Source organism: Streptomyces sp. ST2-7A (genome assembly GCF_021390475.1).
GTDB lineage: Bacteria > Actinomycetota > Actinomycetes > Streptomycetales > Streptomycetaceae > Streptomyces.
In genome coordinates, this window is the sequence record NZ_JAJUWS010000049.1 from 30218 (window position 1) to 47463 (window position 17246).

10 protein-coding genes are annotated in these 17246 nt (G+C 69.5%); 5 read left to right on the top strand and 5 right to left on the bottom strand.

The window, feature by feature from the left end; genetic code table 11:
• Positions 1-10: 10 nt before the first annotated feature.
• The 5 genes from LZF96_RS23155 to LZF96_RS27180 all read right to left on the bottom strand — a co-directional run bounded on the left by LZF96_RS23155 (position 11) and on the right by LZF96_RS27180 (position 10538).
• Positions 11-1243, bottom strand: a complete 1233-nt coding sequence (locus LZF96_RS23155; RefSeq protein WP_233876201.1) for a DUF2399 domain-containing protein — start codon at positions 1241-1243, stop codon at positions 11-13.
• The gene (locus LZF96_RS27175; protein WP_308294271.1) at positions 1243-6252 is read right to left on the bottom strand and encodes an SbcC/MukB-like Walker B domain-containing protein; all 5010 of its coding nucleotides are present in this window, start codon (positions 6250-6252) and stop codon (positions 1243-1245) included. The genes LZF96_RS23155 and LZF96_RS27175 overlap by 1 nt, the downstream gene beginning before the upstream one ends.
• On the bottom strand, positions 6249-7544 hold the full coding sequence (locus tag LZF96_RS23165; protein WP_233876203.1) for a TIGR02678 family protein: 1296 nt from the start codon (positions 7542-7544) through the stop codon (positions 6249-6251). Before LZF96_RS23165 ends, LZF96_RS27175 begins: the two co-directional genes overlap by 4 nt.
• Entirely contained in the window at positions 7541-9076 is a 1536-nt protein-coding gene (locus LZF96_RS23170) for a DUF2397 family protein (RefSeq protein ID WP_233876205.1), read from the bottom strand. Before LZF96_RS23170 ends, LZF96_RS23165 begins: the two co-directional genes overlap by 4 nt.
• Before the next feature lie 457 nt (positions 9077-9533).
• The gene (locus LZF96_RS27180) at positions 9534-10538 is read right to left on the bottom strand and encodes an SEC-C metal-binding domain-containing protein (RefSeq protein ID WP_233876207.1); all 1005 of its coding nucleotides are present in this window, start codon (positions 10536-10538) and stop codon (positions 9534-9536) included.
• 401 nt (positions 10539-10939) lie between these two features.
• On the opposite strand from LZF96_RS27180, the gene LZF96_RS23180 reads away from it, so the two are divergent.
• From LZF96_RS23180 to LZF96_RS23200, 5 genes are all read left to right on the top strand, one after another.
• The gene (locus tag LZF96_RS23180) at positions 10940-12100 is read left to right on the top strand and encodes a nucleoid-associated protein (protein ID WP_233876209.1); all 1161 of its coding nucleotides are present in this window, start codon (positions 10940-10942) and stop codon (positions 12098-12100) included.
• Positions 12101-12140: 40 nt separating this feature from the next.
• A complete protein-coding gene (locus tag LZF96_RS23185; protein ID WP_233876211.1) occupies positions 12141-13130 on the top strand; it encodes a hypothetical protein in 990 nt (329 codons plus the stop codon).
• Positions 13127-13756 (top strand): hypothetical protein, encoded by a 630-nt coding sequence (locus LZF96_RS23190; protein WP_233876213.1) that lies wholly within the window; start codon positions 13127-13129, stop codon positions 13754-13756. Before LZF96_RS23185 ends, LZF96_RS23190 begins: the two co-directional genes overlap by 4 nt.
• A gap of 77 nt (positions 13757-13833) precedes the next feature.
• Positions 13834-14343 (top strand): hypothetical protein, encoded by a 510-nt coding sequence (locus LZF96_RS23195; RefSeq protein ID WP_233876215.1) that lies wholly within the window; start codon positions 13834-13836, stop codon positions 14341-14343.
• 49 nt (positions 14344-14392) lie between these two features.
• Positions 14393-16894, top strand: a complete 2502-nt coding sequence (locus LZF96_RS23200; protein ID WP_233876217.1) for a DEAD/DEAH box helicase — start codon at positions 14393-14395, stop codon at positions 16892-16894.
• Positions 16895-17246: the final 352 nt, after the last annotated feature.

Consider the following 17246-nt stretch of genomic DNA (forward strand, 5'->3'; position numbering starts at 1 on the left):
GACTGGCCACCTAGATGGAGGAGGGCGGGAGGAGACGGTCCAGAACGGCGTCATGTTCTTGGAACACTACCCGTCCCATGTCGCGCAGTGCACGGGCGAGCTGCAGGTCGATGTCTTCGTCGGTGAGCGGGCCCAGCAGCACTGCGGACGGGTGGGTGCCGGCGTCGTGGAGTGTGGCCAGGTCCATGGCGACGAGCCTGGCGCCGTACAGACGGGTGACAGTGTGTGCGATGCCGAGGCCTGGCCCGTCCATGTCGCCTGCGTACTGCAGTGCTACGCCCTGGTCGACGGCGAGTTGCAGCAGGGCGTGGTCGACGGCGCGCAACTGTCCGCTGGTGCACGCCAGCGGCGTGGTGTGGCCGCGGGCGAGGGCGGATTCGAGGACGGAGGGGTTCTCCACCACGGTGACCGTCTGGGTCGGGTCCAGACGTGGGGGAGTGCGGGTCAGGTCGAACAGGTGCAGCGCGACCGGGGCGACGGCGTCGCGTAGGCGCCGGTCGACCGGTCCGTCGCCGATGGCCTGGACGTGGTGGAGCAGCACGGTGGCGGTGAGCCGGTCAGGGACCACTCCGCTCTGCTCGAGCAGGGCGCGGATCCGGTCCGGCCGTGTTGGCTCCACCTGGCCCGTCAGTTCGGCGACCAGTGTGACGAGTCGGCTGCCGGCGAGGGTGTCGAGGTCGAAGAAGTGGGGGTCACCAGCAGTGTCGTGGGCGAGCTTGGGCAGCGAGACCGGCGGGTCGATCGGCAGCCGTGTCGCCACGGCGGCGAGGGCATCGACCAGCTTGCGCACCCCTGTGCCTTCGTCGACGCCGATCCCGGCGGCGCGCATCCGTGCGACCAGCCCCGGACACGCCGGCAGCTGTGCGGCCGCGTACTGCCACACATCCTGGCGTAGCGCCGCCTCGCTCACGCGCTGCCGCACGCGGTTGATCACCGGCCGTCCCACAGCCTGCTCCACCACAGTCACCAAGTCCTGAGGTTCCAGCCGCAGCACTTGGCACAGTGCTCGCACCGGCACTCGCGCCCCGCGGGCGTCCACCACCACCGCGGAAGTGCCGCGCCGCAGTCGGCCCGCGTCGTCCAGCCACGCCCGCAACGCCGCTACCCCCGCCGGTGGCAGCCCGGTCACCCGCACACTCGCCACGGCCGCCGGATCCGTCCCAGCACACAACCGGTCGTGTACGGCGGCCCACAGCGGGGCCAGCGCCTCATCGCCCGCGACCCATTCCCATGTCGTGCCCATCAGCCGCCCATCCCGCCGTCGAAGCCCAGACCGAGGTCCAGCGTCAGCGGCTGCGCCTCCCCGTGGCCCTGCCACAGCCACGGCACCGTCACACGGTGCTTCCCGCTGGTGATGACCTGGTGAATGACGACCTGCCCGGCCTCTTTCTTGATCACCGGGGTCATCGAGGGCGCGGTCGCCAGCACGTCGAACTCCCACCGGCGCAGCAGTCCCAGCATCTGCCGAAGGTTCACGTCGTCGAACGCCGCATCCAGTTCGTCGATCGACAGCAGCCGCGGCCCGCGGTACTCCCCGCTGTACATCGACCACGCGGCCGCCAGCAGGGGCAGCATCGTGGCCAGGCGCCGTTCCCCGGTCGACAACGTCTCCAGCGGGTTCATGCCACGCGGCTTGACCTCCTTGAAGCGGTCACCATCCCCGTCGCTGAACGAGGAGTGTGTCACCGAGATCGTCCACTCGTGCCAGGCCCGGTAATCGAAGGTGTGCGCGACCCGGTCCGCCCACGTGTCCCCGACGGACTCGTCCATCCGCTGCCGCAGCACGTCATACATTCGCTCGAACATCTCGTCCGATGGGGGACTGTTCACCAGTTCCACCATGGCCTTCGCGTCCGCGTCCTTGCGTACCGACCACTCGACCTTCACGCCCACCCGGGCCACCCCGGTACGCACGTCCGCCAGGGTCTGGCCGATCTGCTGCACCAGTTGCTGCGCGAGATCCTGGCGGACCTGAACGTCGCGCTGCAGCTGGGCGAACATGCTGGTCTTGATGGCCTTCTTGATGTCGGCGCGCAGGTCTTGCTCCAGCTGGGCGACTGCCGCGCGCAGTGCCTCCACCGCTGCGCGCAGGTCCTGGCCGCGAGCGGCGGCCGGGTCGGCGACCTCGGCACGCTGCCAACCGGTGCCCGATATGTTGGTGAGGATGACCTGGCGGTTGAACCGGGCCAGTGCGCTGTTGGCGGTGCGGGCGGCGCCCTCGAGGGTCTTCAGCGCAGCGTCCCGGGCCCGGGATGCTGCGGCGAGCCGGTCCGCCCCCACTCCCGCGCCTGGCCCGGTGGGGCGGTCGGCCAGCAGGTGCCTGGCCCAGGCCAGTCCCGCGGTCAGGTTCGCGGGCCGGCCCTCCGGCCCGGTGGAGATGTCCTCGCCGACCATGGCCAGGCCCTCGTCGACGAGCCGGCCCAATTGGGTAAGGCAGGCATCGCGGTGCTCCTCGGCCGCCTGGCGCAGCGGTGCGACCTCATCCAGCCGCGCCCGGGCCGACGCCGCGTCAGCAGCAGCCTCTTCCTTGGCGCGCTGCAGCTCCTCCACCCGTGCCCGGGCGCGGTCGAGCGCACCGGTGACCTCCTGCAGCGAGGCGCTCAGCTCCTCGTACTCGGCGCCGTGCAGGCGCCGCATCTCCTCGACAGCCGCCTTCTCGCGCCCCGCGTCCACGGCGGTTTGCTCTGCCTCCCGGGCGGCGTCGTCCGCCAGGGTCCGCCAGCGTTCGGCGGTTGCCGCGTCCTGGCGTGCCCGTCCCGCGAGGTCGATCACCCGCGCTGCGGCGCCCCGCCAGGCCTCGACCTGCCGGAACATCAAGGTGGTGTCCTCGCGGTGGGCGCCGGCCGCCTTCGGATCCGTGGGCAGCACGGTGCCGCCGCCCGCGTCGGCTGCCCGGTTCAACGCCCGCAGCGCCTGACGCACGGCCTCGCCGGCCCGGCGGTGCCGCTCGCGCGCGTCGGCCGTGCGCCTGATGGAGTGCTGCAGCTGCTCGGTCGCGTCGTCCTCCTGCTGCTGGGCCGAGAGGACCTGATCCGGCGACGGGAAACCGGCCTGCTCGGCATCGGCGTGGGCCTGGGCATCCTTCGCCTGCTCCCACCGGGCGTGGCTGGCGGCCGCGGTCCCGGCCGTTTCCCGTGCAACACCTTCAGCCGTCCGGGCTGCGGCCAGTGCCGCGGCCGCCACCTGTTCGGTGTGCCGTGCCTCCTGGGCCAGCATCTCCAGCGCGCTGCGGCGCCGCGCGGCAGCCGCGTCCAGGGCGTGCAGTGCCTGCGCCAGCCCGCGTTCGGCCAGGCGGATGTCCTGAGCGGACCGGTTGCGGGTCTCCTGCAGCGCCCGGAGAAGGCCCTGCCACCTCTCGCTGGCCTGTTCCCACCCGGCGGGGGAGGGGAACCGGTCCCGCTCCATCGCGGCGGCGTTCACCCGGGCGCGAGCACGCGCAGTCTCCTCGCGTGCCCGGTGCAATGCCCCCTGCGCCTGGTCGAGTTGCTGCTCCAGGTCGGCTACGTGCCGGAGCCGGGCGCGTTCGCGGGCACTTCGCCCGATGAACCGCGCCTGGTAGCCGGCCGGTGCGACCGCGGTCGCCACCGCGATCGTGACCTGATCGCCCGCCGACGGATCCAGGGGAATCGACCGCAGCAGCTGGTGGACCCGCTCGGGGGCGATCCGGCCCTGCGCGTCGGGCCGGAGTACGTCCGCCAGACTCGTCCCCGACGCCGCCGCAGCTCCAGGTCGCAGGGTCACATCCCCTGCCACCGCCTGCCCGTCGGCACGCACCAGGGCGTCCAGCAGGCCACTGACCAGCAGAGCACCCTCGAGGCGATCTCTGGCCTCGTCCGTCAGGTGTCCGGCGAAGTCCACCAGCGCCCACAACGGGGTGCCGTCCACGGGCTGCCGGCTGCGCCACAGCGGTGCAGGTGGCACCGGCGCCGCCTGCTGGGCCCGCTCCAGCTGCTGCTCCAGGTCACGGACCGTTTCCTGCGCGAATCCCGCCGCCTGGTCGGCGGCGTCCACCACACGCTGGAGCCGCCCGGTGGCCGCTGCGTGCGCCCGCTCCAGGGACACCTGGATCTGCGCGACTGTTCGCGTGGCGTCGACCGTGGCCCCGTCCCCGGCCGGCTCCGGCACCATGCCGACGTCAATCAGTACCGCATCGCGCCGCCACACGCCGACCAGGCCCTGCCACTGTTCCCAGGCCGCCACGGCCGCCGATCCGGCCCCGTCCGTTGCCTCCTGAGCCTGCGCGACGGCGGCCTCCGCCTGTGCGACCTGCCGTAGGTGCGTCTCCTGGTGCTGCTCCCGGGCCTCCTTCCCGGCCGCGTCCTGCTCCCGGGCCTCCTCCTGCGCCCCGTGCAACGCCTGCGAGGCGTGCTCGGCCGCGCCGCGTTCCTGCTCCCAGAGCGTGCGTGCCTGTTCCCATGCCCCGGCCGCCTGCTCGGCCACCGCACGGTCCGCGACTGCCTGCCGATGGTGCCCTGCTGCGTCGATCCTCGCCCGCGCCTCGCCCGCGACCTGAGCGAGTCCGGCTGTCAGCTGCCCGACGGGCAACCGCTCCCCGTCGCCGCGACTGTCCCGCACGAGCAGCTCGAGGGCGGGACCGCGCAACTCCACTGCCGTGTCTGCCCACTGGCGCATCTCTTCCAGCAGCGTGTCCTCGGCCCGCGCACGCGTCCTGCTCGTCTGGTCGGCCGTGGCCCGGTCCGTTTCCTCGACCGCTTCGGCCTCGCGTAGATCGGCCGCCGCCGCGACTTCCATTCCCTGCGCCGTCGCATGGTCTCCGAGCGCGGCTTCTACCTTCCGCATCTGGGAGATCCGGGTGTCCACCCACGCCAGCGGTGCCGCGCACGCCTCGTCGACCACGCCTGCGGCCACTGCCGCGGCCTCGGCCGCCACCAGCCGCTCGTCGAGGGTGAGCAGTCCCTCCAGGGCCGCATCCGCGCCCAGCCGGCCCCCCACTACCCGCAAGGGCCCGGAAACCGCCGACACGGCGCCCTGCGCCGACCGGACGCCATCCGCCGACTCCCGGGCGACGCCCTCAGCCCGGGAAGCCTCGCCGCCGACCTCGTCCGACCGTTTGGCCGCCGTGCGGGCGGCAGCGGCCAGTTCGACCGCTCGCTGCTCACGCTGCGGAAGGACCGCGCCCGCGTGCCCGCGCAGCTCCTCCTCCGCCGCGTTCTTCCGCCCCTCCAACTCCCCGATCTCGGCCCGCGTCCCGGCCAGCAGCTCCACGGCCTCGGCTTCCCGCACTCCGGCCTGCTGCGCCTCCTCACTCGCCTGGCGCTCCCGCCTGGTCTGAGCGTCGAACCCGGTGTTCGCTGCGATCAGCGAGGCGGCCTCGACCACCGCCACCGCCTCCACATACCGGCGATACGCCCGTTCCGCGCCCTGCAGCAGCTTCTCTTCCGCCCGGGCACGCTCCAGCTGGTCCTCGAGCTCAGAGATCCGCTCCATCGCCTGAGCGATCACCGTCAGCCGCTCACCGTCCAGCGCAGGCAACGCGCTGGACAGCAACCGGCCCATCTCCACCGCGGAGATCGCCTCCGCCGTACGCACACTGCGCAGGCTGCGCAGCACCCCCACCAGCGCGTCGAACTGCACCTCGTCCAGCGGCGTGAACAACTCCTCGCGCACCGCCCGCCGGTAGTCGTGCTCGTCCCCGACCGCCCGCAGATGCTCCGACAACCGAGCCCGGTTCGACGCCGCGGACGAAGCGCTGGAGGTGAAGGCCTGCCCCTGGCAGGCAGCCAACTGTGCTGCGAGGTCACCGATCCGCACCGGCTCCCGGTCCACCTGCAGCCGCAGCTGCTCCCCGACCCGCCCCCGCGCCAGGAAGAAGACCCGGTGCACCGCCTTGCCCACTGCTCTCAGCCACAACCCGGTCGTCACATACTCCACAGCCCCGCCATCGGCGCGCCGACCGTACTCCAGCCACCACACCCCCGTGCGGTCCTGCTGCTCGTCCCGGTCGGTGTGCCGGCTCAGCAACGTCCCCGCCGCCTTCCCTGACACCGACAAGGCGGTCTGCGACACATCCGCGTCCAGCAGCACCGTGACCAGCATCGACGCCGACAAGGACTTCCCCGACCCGTTCGGCCCCGCGAGTGTCAGCCACCCGTTGCCGAACAGCAGCTCCTCCTCTGCCCAGGCCCAGGAGTTCACCACCCCGGCCCGCGTGGGCTGCCACCGGCCCTCCGCGACCGGCACCCCCAGCCCGACGTCACCGGCCCCGACGGGCCCGTTTCCGGCGATCCTCACATGTCCCCCTCACCCGTCTCGGCACCAAACGCCCTACCGGGCTCCGGCCCCGCCGCGCCGCGGGCGGCGTGCGCCACCCGCACCCGCCACAGGTGCACTCCCGGCGTCGCCTGCCACTGCTCCGTCTCACCCACCACCGGCACCAGCAGCCGCGCGGCCGCCAGCTCACCGATCGCTGCCCGCGCCAGCGCGGGAAGCTGCGCCTTGTGACCGGCCGCCCAGTTCGGCATCACTGCCCGTACCTCCTCCAGCAGCCCCACCACGTCGCCCACCTGTACCACCGAACCGGCCCGGTCCCGCTCGGACAGATGAGCCAGCAGCGCCAGCGCGGCTTGCCGCTCCATCCGCCGCCCGTTGGGGAAGTCCATCGCGGTTCCGAGCCCACTGGGATCGGTGACCTCCCACCAGTCCCGGCGCACTGTCACCCCGAGCCCCAAGCCGGCCAGTAGCGCCAGCCCCCGCTCCCTGCCGGCCAGCGTGTGCAGATACGCCGTCCCCGGTGTCTGCTCGTCGAAGGGATCCACGCCCGGGTCGTCCACCAGCCGCCGCAGCGCCTGTAGCCGCCGTTCCTCCACCGACGCCGCCTGGTCCGGCTCCGGTGCTGCCGGGTCGAGCAACGAAGCGGTCGACAACGCCGCCGCGTGCTCCTGCGGGGGCAGCGCGTCCAAGCCGAGCAGCGCGGGGGACAGCGACGAGAACCGCGCCGCCAACCGGTCCCTAGAAGCCGTCACCACAAGGTCAGCGTCCTCGTCCACCACGACGCGCTCCAGGTCGGAGTCCGCCTCCACCGATCCCTCGGCCTCCAGCACCTGCAACGCGTCCACCAGATTCTGCCGGTGCCAGCGGGCCTCCTGCTTCGGCGTCCCCTCCCCGGCCACCCACTGCACCCGCGGCAGCCCACCCGAGGCGGCCTCCTCCGCACATACCTGCGCGAGCGCCTGCATCAACTCCCGCACGCTCAACCGCGGACGCCGCCACAACTGCTCACACACCAGACACACCAGCACCAGCGCCTCCTGCGACAGCAGCACCGGACGACCCCCGCCGCGGACCACCGAAGGCCCCCGGTCACCAGGGATATCCACACGCCGCTTGTGTAGCCGGACCAGCTGCGCCACCTCCAGCACCTCGAACGTCCAGCCCAGCTCCGACCGGAACAGCCCCGCCAGCGCGGCCTGCCCCTTCACAGCTGCCCGGTACAGCTCCGGCTCTGCCTCGGCCTGAAGCCGTCCTCGATCCACCAGCATCCGGGCCGCATCCCGCAGATCGGCCTCCAGCACCTCGCCGCTCATGCCGCCCCCCGCGCGATCGCTTCGTCGGCCCGCTCGCTCGCATCGACACGGATACGCAGATACGGGCCGGTCAGCACCCCTTCGGCCAACTCCACCCGGACCTGCCGGTCCGCCACTCCCGGCCGTACCCGCACCACGACGTTGGCTCCTTCGGCCACCGCGGACCCGAACCCCAGCGCAGGGTCGAACTCCTGCAGCGCCGCCTCCACCGCCCGCAGCAAGATCACCGAAGCATCCGCGGCCAACCCCGCGAAATGCTCCAGCCCCACCTCTCCAGGCGTCACCAGCACCCGGGCAAACCGGCGGCGCAGCTGCGCCTCCTCGCGTGCCCGCGCCAGCGCGTCCTCCCGGTCCACGGTGGTGTCCGCCAGTTTCCGGGGCCTGCCCCCAGGCCTTCCCACCCGCTCATGCTCACGCAGCGTCACCTCTATGCGGTGCACCGTGAGCCCGGCTGCCGCCACCGTCGCATGCGCCACGTCCTCCTCGGCTGGCCCGATCTGTGCGTGCCACGCCGGCCAGTCCCCGAACGCCGCCCCGTACACACGCCGCGCCTGCTCCTCGCCGCCCTGCCGGTGCAAGCTACGCGCCACAGAGCGGAAGTCAGCCCCCAGATCCGCCCCCCGCCTCCTGGCCGCATACCGCCGGTCGATCGCGATCAGGAGCGTGTGCACAGCACCGGTCGCCGAAGCGATCAACCGGTAAACCGTCCCGTCAGGCGTGAACCACGCCTCCAAGTCGGCCAAGCGACGCATCCGCTCGTCCACCCAGTGCTGCTGCTCGGCCGGATCCACCAGCCCCGCGTGCGCGGCCGCGGTTTCCACGACCGGACCGTGGCCCACCTCCCGCAACGCAGCCAGCGCGTCCCCCACCCGCCGCAGCGCCCGCCCGTACTCCCGCGGGAACTGCCGCAGCGCCTCGAGCACCCGGTCCCGGTTCTTGCCGAACACGTCGTCGTCAGTGACATCGGACTGGACCATCTGCGCCAGTGCACCGTAGAAGTCGGCCGTCACGCGTTGGAGTTCGTCGATCCGGGTCCGCACATCATCGAGATCACCCGTCAGCAGCCCAGGATCACTCTTGAAATGCTCCAGCATCCGGCGGACCGTCTGCTCGACACCGTCCAGCAGCCGGCTCGGCAGCTGCAGTGCACGACGGGAGTCCAGCACCGCTGCCCGTACGGCGGCCACCAGCGCCCGGCCCCGTAGCGTCAACGCCCAGGCCTCCTGCCGCGAGATCACCCCGCGATAGTTGCGCACCGGTGCCGCATAGTCCCTGAACGGCTTGGCGAGCTCCCACTTGGCCAGTTGCTCAAGCGACGACAGCAACTGCTCCTCGGCCAGCCCATCGTGGTACCCCACGGTGCGCAGTTGCTCGAGAATCTGAGCCGGTGTCCACATCGGGCCGCGGGTAGACAATTCCTCCAACGCAGCCAACAGGGCCGTATAGCGTTCCCGCACCAGATCCTCGGGTAGAGCGAACACAGTCCAGTCGCTGGACAGAACGCTCCGCCACCACTGTCGCGATTGATCCATACCGCCCCTCGCCTCGTCCGCTCCCCACGCGTACAGGGCTTCCCAGTCTGAAGGACACCACTGACAGATCTCCCACGAACCGGAATAACAACCGTGCTCCACGAGACGCAAAGCACCACCCACCAGCACTTTGCCGTCGGCGGCCTACCGAGGTGTAGCAGGGGCCCTGCTTCTGCTACACCGCCCTCTGTTCCGAGTTGCGCCGCGATATCACACCACGCCGTGTCCAGCCGAAGCCCCTGGCGCCAACCACCTGCTGGCGGCGGCACCGAGCCTGGTGATCGGCAAGTGGGCAGCGGCAGTCCGTGCGGACGGCCGCGGCGAGCCGCTGACAGCCCTCCCCTCCTCGACCCTGGCAAACATCCGCAGCCCGCAACATGGGGAGCGGTTCGCGTAGGCGCACGGGGGAGTACCTGGCGCACTGGCACCGTGTCTGTCCTTCCCCCTGAAGGCACTGTCAGTTGGCGGGGCTTCCCGCGGGGTGGCATCGGCGGGCCTTGCGCCCTGACCCGCACGGGCAGGGCGCGTTCCTGGCGACGCTGCGTCCGGGGCCGTCCGGCACCTGAGGCCGGCTGTGGCTGACCGTGCCCTGCCCGCGGCTGCGCCAGCGTTGCAGCGGAACGGGAAAGCTCCCGGCACGTTCGAGCACCCACGGGCCGACCGCGCTGAAAGCCTCGTCCTGCGAAGCAGCGGAGAACTCGCGGATCTCCTGCTCGGTCCCCTTCAACAGCAGTCCGGCAACGGTGGGGTAGCTCTTGCCCCGGAAGGCCTTCAGCCCCTGCAGTTTGAAGATGTCCTTGGCGAAGGCCGCCCCCGCAGCGAGTGCCGCGCCCGTGACCACATCTCCCTCGCCCCCGTCGTCGATCCGGTTGAACAGCCGCACGAGCACGTTCTCCCAGTTGCTGACGGGCAGCTCCTGTTCACCCGCCAAGGCCTCGGCGAACCGTTCTCGGATCTCGCCGGCCTTGCGGTAGGAGAACTCATCCGCCTGGCCACGGTGCTCGAAGTGCAGCGTGTAGACGCCGGGCTGCAGTCCCGACTCATGGGCGAACACTGCGTGGGTCGATTCGAATCCCGCGAACCGCACCACGGTATCGCGCACCATGCCTTTGCGGGCCTCGTCTCCCAGCCGTGAGCGAGGCGAGAACAGATACGGGCATACCTGTGCCGCATACAGTGCGCAGACCTCGTGCACCGGTGCCTCGCCGCTGATGACCGTCGCAGGCAGCGGTTTCTCCTGGAAGACCATCTGCCAGCGCAGTTCATCACCAAAGGGCAGCCCGCACACCGCACACCAGTCGAACGCGGCCAAGGCCAGCTTCCGCCGCTCGCTGATGGATCCGAAGTCCACCTTCTGCGGGCCACGGTCCACCGTTGCGATCACCGGATAGCTGCGACGATCGACCGCCAGATGCTTCATCCTGCGCGGCAGGTCGACGATGTCCTGCGGTGCATGCGTCACTTCCAACCCCCTACAACCGGCGCCAGCGCATGTGCGACGCCACCCCTGGAACCGAAGGAAATCATGCACGGCCGCAAGTGGACACGTCGGAGGGCGGCGTACGAGTACCAAGCCCGTCGGCACGCTGCATCGCACCGGCGAAGTTCAGCCACCACTCCCGGTATCCCTGCCATGGCCTTCGTACGCTCCGTTACGATGAGCGGCACGATTGGTGGCACGTGACACGGACAGGCCCAGAACGGGCCTGCCCTGCCCCGGGCCAGGTGATGTCGCACAGACGTACGCCACGGGACGGGGCTGGCTCCGCTCCGGACTGGGTCTGGCGAGACGGCGTCCGGCCTACGGGGGTGCGGGCGGGATGCGTGGGGTGGGCAGTGCGGACCGACTTCGGGGACCTCGTCGTGGACCAGGCCATCGTCCACGTAGTGCCCAGGCGCGCTCAAGGCGAGGAGCTCTTTCCACTCCAGCTCAGCCAGACGTTCTGCCGCCTGGACGAAGACGTGCGCTACGAACTCCAGGGCAAACTGCGTGACGTCTTCGCCCGTCTGGGGCGCGAGGTCATTGAGGACCCGGAACTCAAGTCCCCCCTGCCCGACGCGGTCCGCGCCTTCCTTGGCGCTGAACAGGACCTCGTCCAAGTCTCCGGGGAGCTGGCACACGCACTGCGCGATAGCCAAGGAGGAAACAACCCGGCCGGGCTTCTCTTGGTCGCCTCCGCACGCCTGGACAGCCAGCAGGCGCTGCTGATGGTCAAACTCGAGCACGAGACCGGCATGCAGACCAACGAGATCGTCACCGACGGCCTGCGCACCTTCGCCATGCAGTACCTCGATGACCTCCTGCTCACCCAGAAATCCAAGGTGTACAAAGTAGCCCTCTTCTCCGAAGAGGGGCTGGCTGAATCAGGGCTTCAGGGATGGGCTGCAGACCCCCAGACATCGGGCAAGGACGTTGCCCGCTTCTTCCTCGAGAAGTTCCTGGGCTGTCGGCATCAAAACGACCCCAGGGAACTGACCCGCCGTTTCCATGACACCGCGATGAACTGGGTCAACAGCCGCTGCACGGACTCAGACACCCGTATGAACTACGTCCTGGCCACTATGGTGGAACTCCAGAGCCCTACCCCGACACTGGACCCCACGGAGTTCATCCGCACCCACTTGCGCGACGCGCACCAGGCCGACCTTGCCGCATTCCTCGCCGAAAACGACGTCCCTATCGGCACCTTCGAGAAGAACACCGAACTCATCAGTAACAGGCTCCAGAAAATGCGGGTGGACCTGTCCAACGGTGCCTTCCTCGTCGCCCCGGTAGAAGCCATGCAGGACGGAACCATCCAAGTAGAGGACCTCGGCGACGGCCGGACGACAGTGACAGTCACCTCGACCATCACCAAGACCAGCAGCGGAGCAGCAGCGGGCCGCCCTCCCAAACCACCCACTCAGCGCCCTGAGCTGCCCACCCAGGCCGAGACACTTCCTGGATTCGAGACAATCCACGCCCTCCCCAAACAAGCCACGCCTGCCCACAACGGACACGCGCTCCCACCGGCCCAGGCGTGATGTTCCGCGGCACCCTCCCCAACGCTTGGCTGGGTCAGCCGTGCCCCTGAGCGCCGATGAGGCCTTCCAGCGCTATCAACACGAACGACCCCGCATCGAAAAGGCAGCCGAGGCGACCAAGGCACACCTGGAGCATCACACCGCCCTCCGCGGGATCGCCTGCGAGGTGACCGCCCGCGCCAAGGAGGTCAGCAGCTTCAACACGAAGATGTACCGCAAGGGCTACACCGACCCCTGGAAGGAAATCACCGACAAGGCCGGCGTACGCGTCATCGTGCCCCACAGAGGTCTGCTCGACCCCGCCCTAGAAATGATCAAAGACTGCCTCGACGTCCGGTGGGTAGAGGACGACCGGGACACTCCCGGCGACGAGGACCGCCTGCGTTACCCCCGCCTGCACGTGCAAGCCGTCATGGTCGGCGGGGAAGAAGACCCCGACGGCAACCCGTACGACTGTGAGATCCAACTACGCACCGAGGCAGTCGACTTGTGGTCACGCATGTCCCACAAGCTCCTGTATAAGCCCGGCGTCACCCCACCCCCCGATGTCAGACGCTCGCTGTACCGTCTGATTGCCCTGGTCGAACTATTCGACCTCGAGGTCGAACGGGGGGTAGAAGCCATGGCACAGCACCCTGACCTTGCACGCAGCAACCACCTCCTCAACACGGCCGAACAGATCTACCGCACCTTCACTGACCACCCCTACAGCACCGACCTGTCCCACGAAGTCATCGACACCCTCTCCCAGACCATCGACGACACCACCGCCTACAGCGAGCAACTCACCCAGTTCACCGAACGCTTCCGCGAGCGTCTCGAACGTGCCTACACCGAGTACGGACCCACCAGCGCCCTCTTCCTCAAGCACGGCCGCTACCTGCTGGCCAGCCAACCAGAAAGCCTGATCATCTTTGAACGGCTATCCCAGATCCGTTCCCGCTTCGGCCTGCACATCGCCTGGAAGAACAGCGAGCTACCAGACAGCATGATCACCGACATGGCCCAGATCTGGGGAGTCGCCCTATGACGGGCCCAACACAGCCCGAGCCGCCGGCCCTCGCGGCCGCCACCGCGATGTTCATCGAGGTCCTCGTGGTCGGCATCGGCGCGCTCACCGCAGCCGTGCTCCTCCTCGTTGCTCTGATCGGCCCAGCTACCACGGCCAAACTCGCCCCCCTAGCGGGCTCGTCCGCGGTGGTCGGAGCAGCGCTCGCCGCCGCCTACGCCCTGGGCATCCTCATCGACCGGGCAGCCGATACCGCCCTCACGCCGCACCGCCGTCGGCTGCGCACCCGCTTCTTCCCCTCCAACACCGCTTACGCCCAAGCGCGCTTAAGCCTGTCCGACTTCCCGGCCCTGGCCGCCCGCGCAGACTACGCGCGCTCCCGTATGCGGATCTGCCGTGGATGGACACTTAACACCCTGGCCCTGACTCTCACCGCGGACCTGGCCATGCTGCGCTACTCCTTCGAACACCGCCTGCTCATCCTCTGCGCCACCACCGTTTTCGGCCTGGCTACCGCCTTCGGCTTCTACCGTGCCTGGCGTGCTCTCACCGCGACGGGCTATCGCAAACTCGCCGAACAGACCGCCACGCCCGCGGCCAGCCAACCAATGCCCGCCCAGCCTCAGCCCGGTCCTGCATCACCCTGAGGCATCCGCCTGCGTGTTCGCTGTTTTGCGGCCGCTGTGCACCCAGAGCGCGCGACGATGAACTGTGATACCGGGAAATGAGCCTGCTGAAGGAGGCCGTGGAAAGAATGGCGATCGGCGCTGACCATGTACACAATGCGGCCACGGTCCGCCATCGGCAGCGGCAGTTCGCGCCGCTGTCCGAGTTGCATCCGGACCTTGTGACCAGGGCCGACACCGTCCTGCTGGACGAGTTGTTCTACGCGACCGTGGACGAATGCCCTGACCCCCACTGCCGTCCGCTGCTCCTCGACCGCGTCGTCGACGATGTGTGGTCGACACGCAAACTGGTCGACTGGGCATGCTTCATCACTTCGGAGACGTATTGCGGGCTTCCCGCGGAGCTCGTGGATGAAGAAGCGTCGGCGGATACTGTTTTCCGTCCCTCGGTCACCTTCCGTCGGCTCGCTGCGGAGTACCACAACTCAAGGGCGACCAACGCCATTTACGACGCGTGCACAGCCGCGGAGCTCCGGGAAGCGGCGGACACCGCCGTTGCCCTGGTCGACGGACTCCAGGTGTGGGGAGCGGACTTCCTCTACCAGTGACCTCCCCTCTGCCCCGCGGCGGTCAGCCGATTCTCCCAAGGAGCACCTGATGGCCACCGATCCCAGCTCTGTCGTCCCGGACACCTGCACGCCCAGGGCCGGCATCTTCCCGCCCGTCCGCCGTACGCTGCGCTCCGATCAGCAGGCGGCGGTGGACAGTGGGGTACGCGGTCTGAGGAAGCCGGGTTCGCGGGGGCACATGGTATCCGCGTGTGGCACGGGGAAGACGCTGATCGCGCTGCGGACGGCCGAGGCTCTCGATACCCGGTTTCTGCTGGTGGTGGTGCCGTCGAGGGATTTGATCGGCCAGTGGGCCCGAGCCGCCCGTGCGGATGGCCGGCGTGAGCCGTTGATGGCCGTGTCCTCACTCGAGGCACACAAGCATCCCGTGCTGGCCGAGGCAGGGGCGGTGTCCACGGGGTCGGGGGAGTACCTGGCGTACTGGCTGGCCCAGCGTGCCAAGAAGAACGAGTCGGCGACCGTGTTCGTGACCCTCGACTCGCTTCGGCGGATCGAGGAGATCCAGCACTCGGTCTTCCCGGCTCCGGTCTTCGATCTCGCGATCGTGGATGAGGCGCACCGCACCGCGGGCAGTTGGGACAAGGAATGGACGGTGATCCATGACTCCTCCCGGATCCGCACGGATCGCCGTCTGTATCTGACCGCGACGCCGTATGAATGGGAGGCGCCGCGCCTGGCTGAGGCCCCGGATGCCCGCCCGCGCCCGAAGCGGACCGCGTCGACCGCACCGGCCTGGGAGTCCCCGTCCCTGATCGCCTCGATGGACGATGTGAAGGTGTTCGGCCCCCGCCTGCACACCTACACCCACGCCCAGGCGATCGAGGACGGCGTCCTGGCCGACTACCAGCTCCTCGTCCCCACTATCACCGATACCGACCTGCGCATGGTCCTGACCGACCCCGGCGGCGCGCACACCGGCTTCGCCCCGACCGCGCGCCGGACGACCGCTCTGCACCTGGCGGTCCTCAAAGCGATGACCGAGCACGACCTCAAGCATGTGATCGTCTACTTCCAGCAGGTCGCCGACGCCGCGGACTTCGCCCGCCAGTTCCCCCACACCCTGCGCACCCTCCCACCCGAGCAGCGCCCCTCCTGGGCCGGCACCCTGTCCGTCTCGTCGATCAACGGCAACCACACACCTGACCAGCGCGCGAAACTCCTCGACAACTTCGCGAACGCCGACCGCGCGGTGATCACCAACGCCCAGGTCCTATCCGAGGGGATCGACCTGCCGGCCGTCGACGCGATCGTCTTCGCCTCACGCACCGAGAGCGTGCGCCGGATCGTCCAGGCCCTTGGCCGCGCCCTGCGCAAACCCCCCACCACCAAAGTGAAGACCGCGAGCCTGGTCATTCCCGCTTACACCCCACCCGACTCCGACCCCACCGACCTCCTCGACACCCCCTACGAAGCTCTCTGGTTGATCACTGCAGCACTGCGCCACCACGACCAGACCATCGCCGCCCGCGCCCCACGCAAGACCACCGCGCACCGCCTGGACAGTGCCACCCACCGCCTGATCACCCGCCGATTCCGCTTTGACTTCACCCTCGCCCCCTACGCGATCGCCCAAGCGATGGACCTGCTGGCCTGGCCCTCCACCGGCGCGGTGCTCTCCGCACCCCGCCGCGCCGGCCTGGCCGCCGCCACCCGCTACCACACAGAACACGGCCACCTGAAGGTTCCGGTCGACTACACCGACGCCTACGGCTACCGCCTGGGAGCCTTCATCGCAGGCCAGCGCACCGCCCACCGCCGAGGCACCCTGACTGCCGACTGGATTGCTGAACTCGACGCACTCGGCATGATCTGGGACGAGCACGAAGCCGCCTTCGAGGGCAACATGACCCTCATCGAGGCCTTCCATGCCGAACACGGCCACCTCGCCATCCCTGCCCAGGATCCCGGCGGCCAGTTCCTCGTCGACCAACGCGGCCTCGCCCGCAAAGGCCGGCTCCCCAAGCCCCGCCACACACGTCTGACCGCCCTCGACCCCGACTGGCTCCTCCCGCACGGACCCGACTGGCACCGCAAATACCACCTGCTGGCCCGCCACCTCCAGACCGGACACGACCCCGCAACTCTGCGCCGCGACACCGTGATTGACGGCGTGAAAGCTGGCACCTGGCTGCACCGCCAACTCACCACCTGGAGCACTCTCGACGACGGCCAACGCCACCTCCTGGCCCGCCTCGGCCTCACCCCCAACCACATCACCCTGACCACGACGAAGACCACCACCCCCGCCACACCCAGCACCCCCAGAACCAGGAAACGCCGCTCCTTCGAGCAGACAGCCACTCTGCTGCGCGCCTTCGTGGAACGGCACGGCCGTCCTCCTGGCGCCCGGGAGGGGATCGACGTTGACGGAGAGCGCGTGATGATCGGCCCCTGGCTCTGCAAGACTCGCACCGCCCAGAAGAACGGCCAACTTTCCCAGAACAGAAGCCAGTTGATCCAGAGCATCCTCCGCGAAGCAGACGCCATTCCTCCGGAAGAGGAGCACCCCGGATTCTCAGAGATCCCGTAACTTTTCTGCTCGCAACTCCACTAAGGAAGCACCCAGGAAGTGCTACTGTGTGGAGACTCCCCTCCAGCAGGGGGGAGACACTCAGGTTCAGAGGGAGCGTCCCTCGCCCAGAGCGCGACCCGTATCCGCACCCGCGTGATTCCCGCAAACCCAAGCAGCCCTGACGCACCCTCACCGCTGCAGCTAGCTGCAGGAGTTCGCGGAGCGAACTCCCCTGAGAGACCGCGGAGCGGGATCTCAGCCGGCCACGAAGTGGCCGGCTTACGTCACGGAGTGACGTAGTGTCAGCGATGCGGAGCATCGCGATGTATCCGTCGCGTAGCGACGGCGCGTCGTCTTCGCGGAGCGAAGC

Excerpts from the sequence above, each read along its gene's own strand:
- LZF96_RS23170 (WP_233876205.1), bottom strand. The coding sequence starts at position 9,076 with ATGGATCAATCGCGACAGTGGTGGCGGAGCGTTCTGTCCAGCGACTGG.
- LZF96_RS23190 (WP_233876213.1), top strand. The coding sequence starts at position 13,127 with ATGACGGGCCCAACACAGCCCGAGCCGCCGGCCCTCGCGGCCGCCACC.
- LZF96_RS23200 (WP_233876217.1), top strand. The coding sequence starts at position 14,393 with ATGGCCACCGATCCCAGCTCTGTCGTCCCGGACACCTGCACGCCCAGG.
- LZF96_RS23195 (WP_233876215.1), top strand. The coding sequence starts at position 13,834 with ATGAGCCTGCTGAAGGAGGCCGTGGAAAGAATGGCGATCGGCGCTGAC.
- LZF96_RS23155 (WP_233876201.1), bottom strand. The coding sequence starts at position 1,243 with ATGGGCACGACATGGGAATGGGTCGCGGGCGATGAGGCGCTGGCCCCG.
- LZF96_RS23165 (WP_233876203.1), bottom strand. The coding sequence starts at position 7,544 with ATGAGCGGCGAGGTGCTGGAGGCCGATCTGCGGGATGCGGCCCGGATG.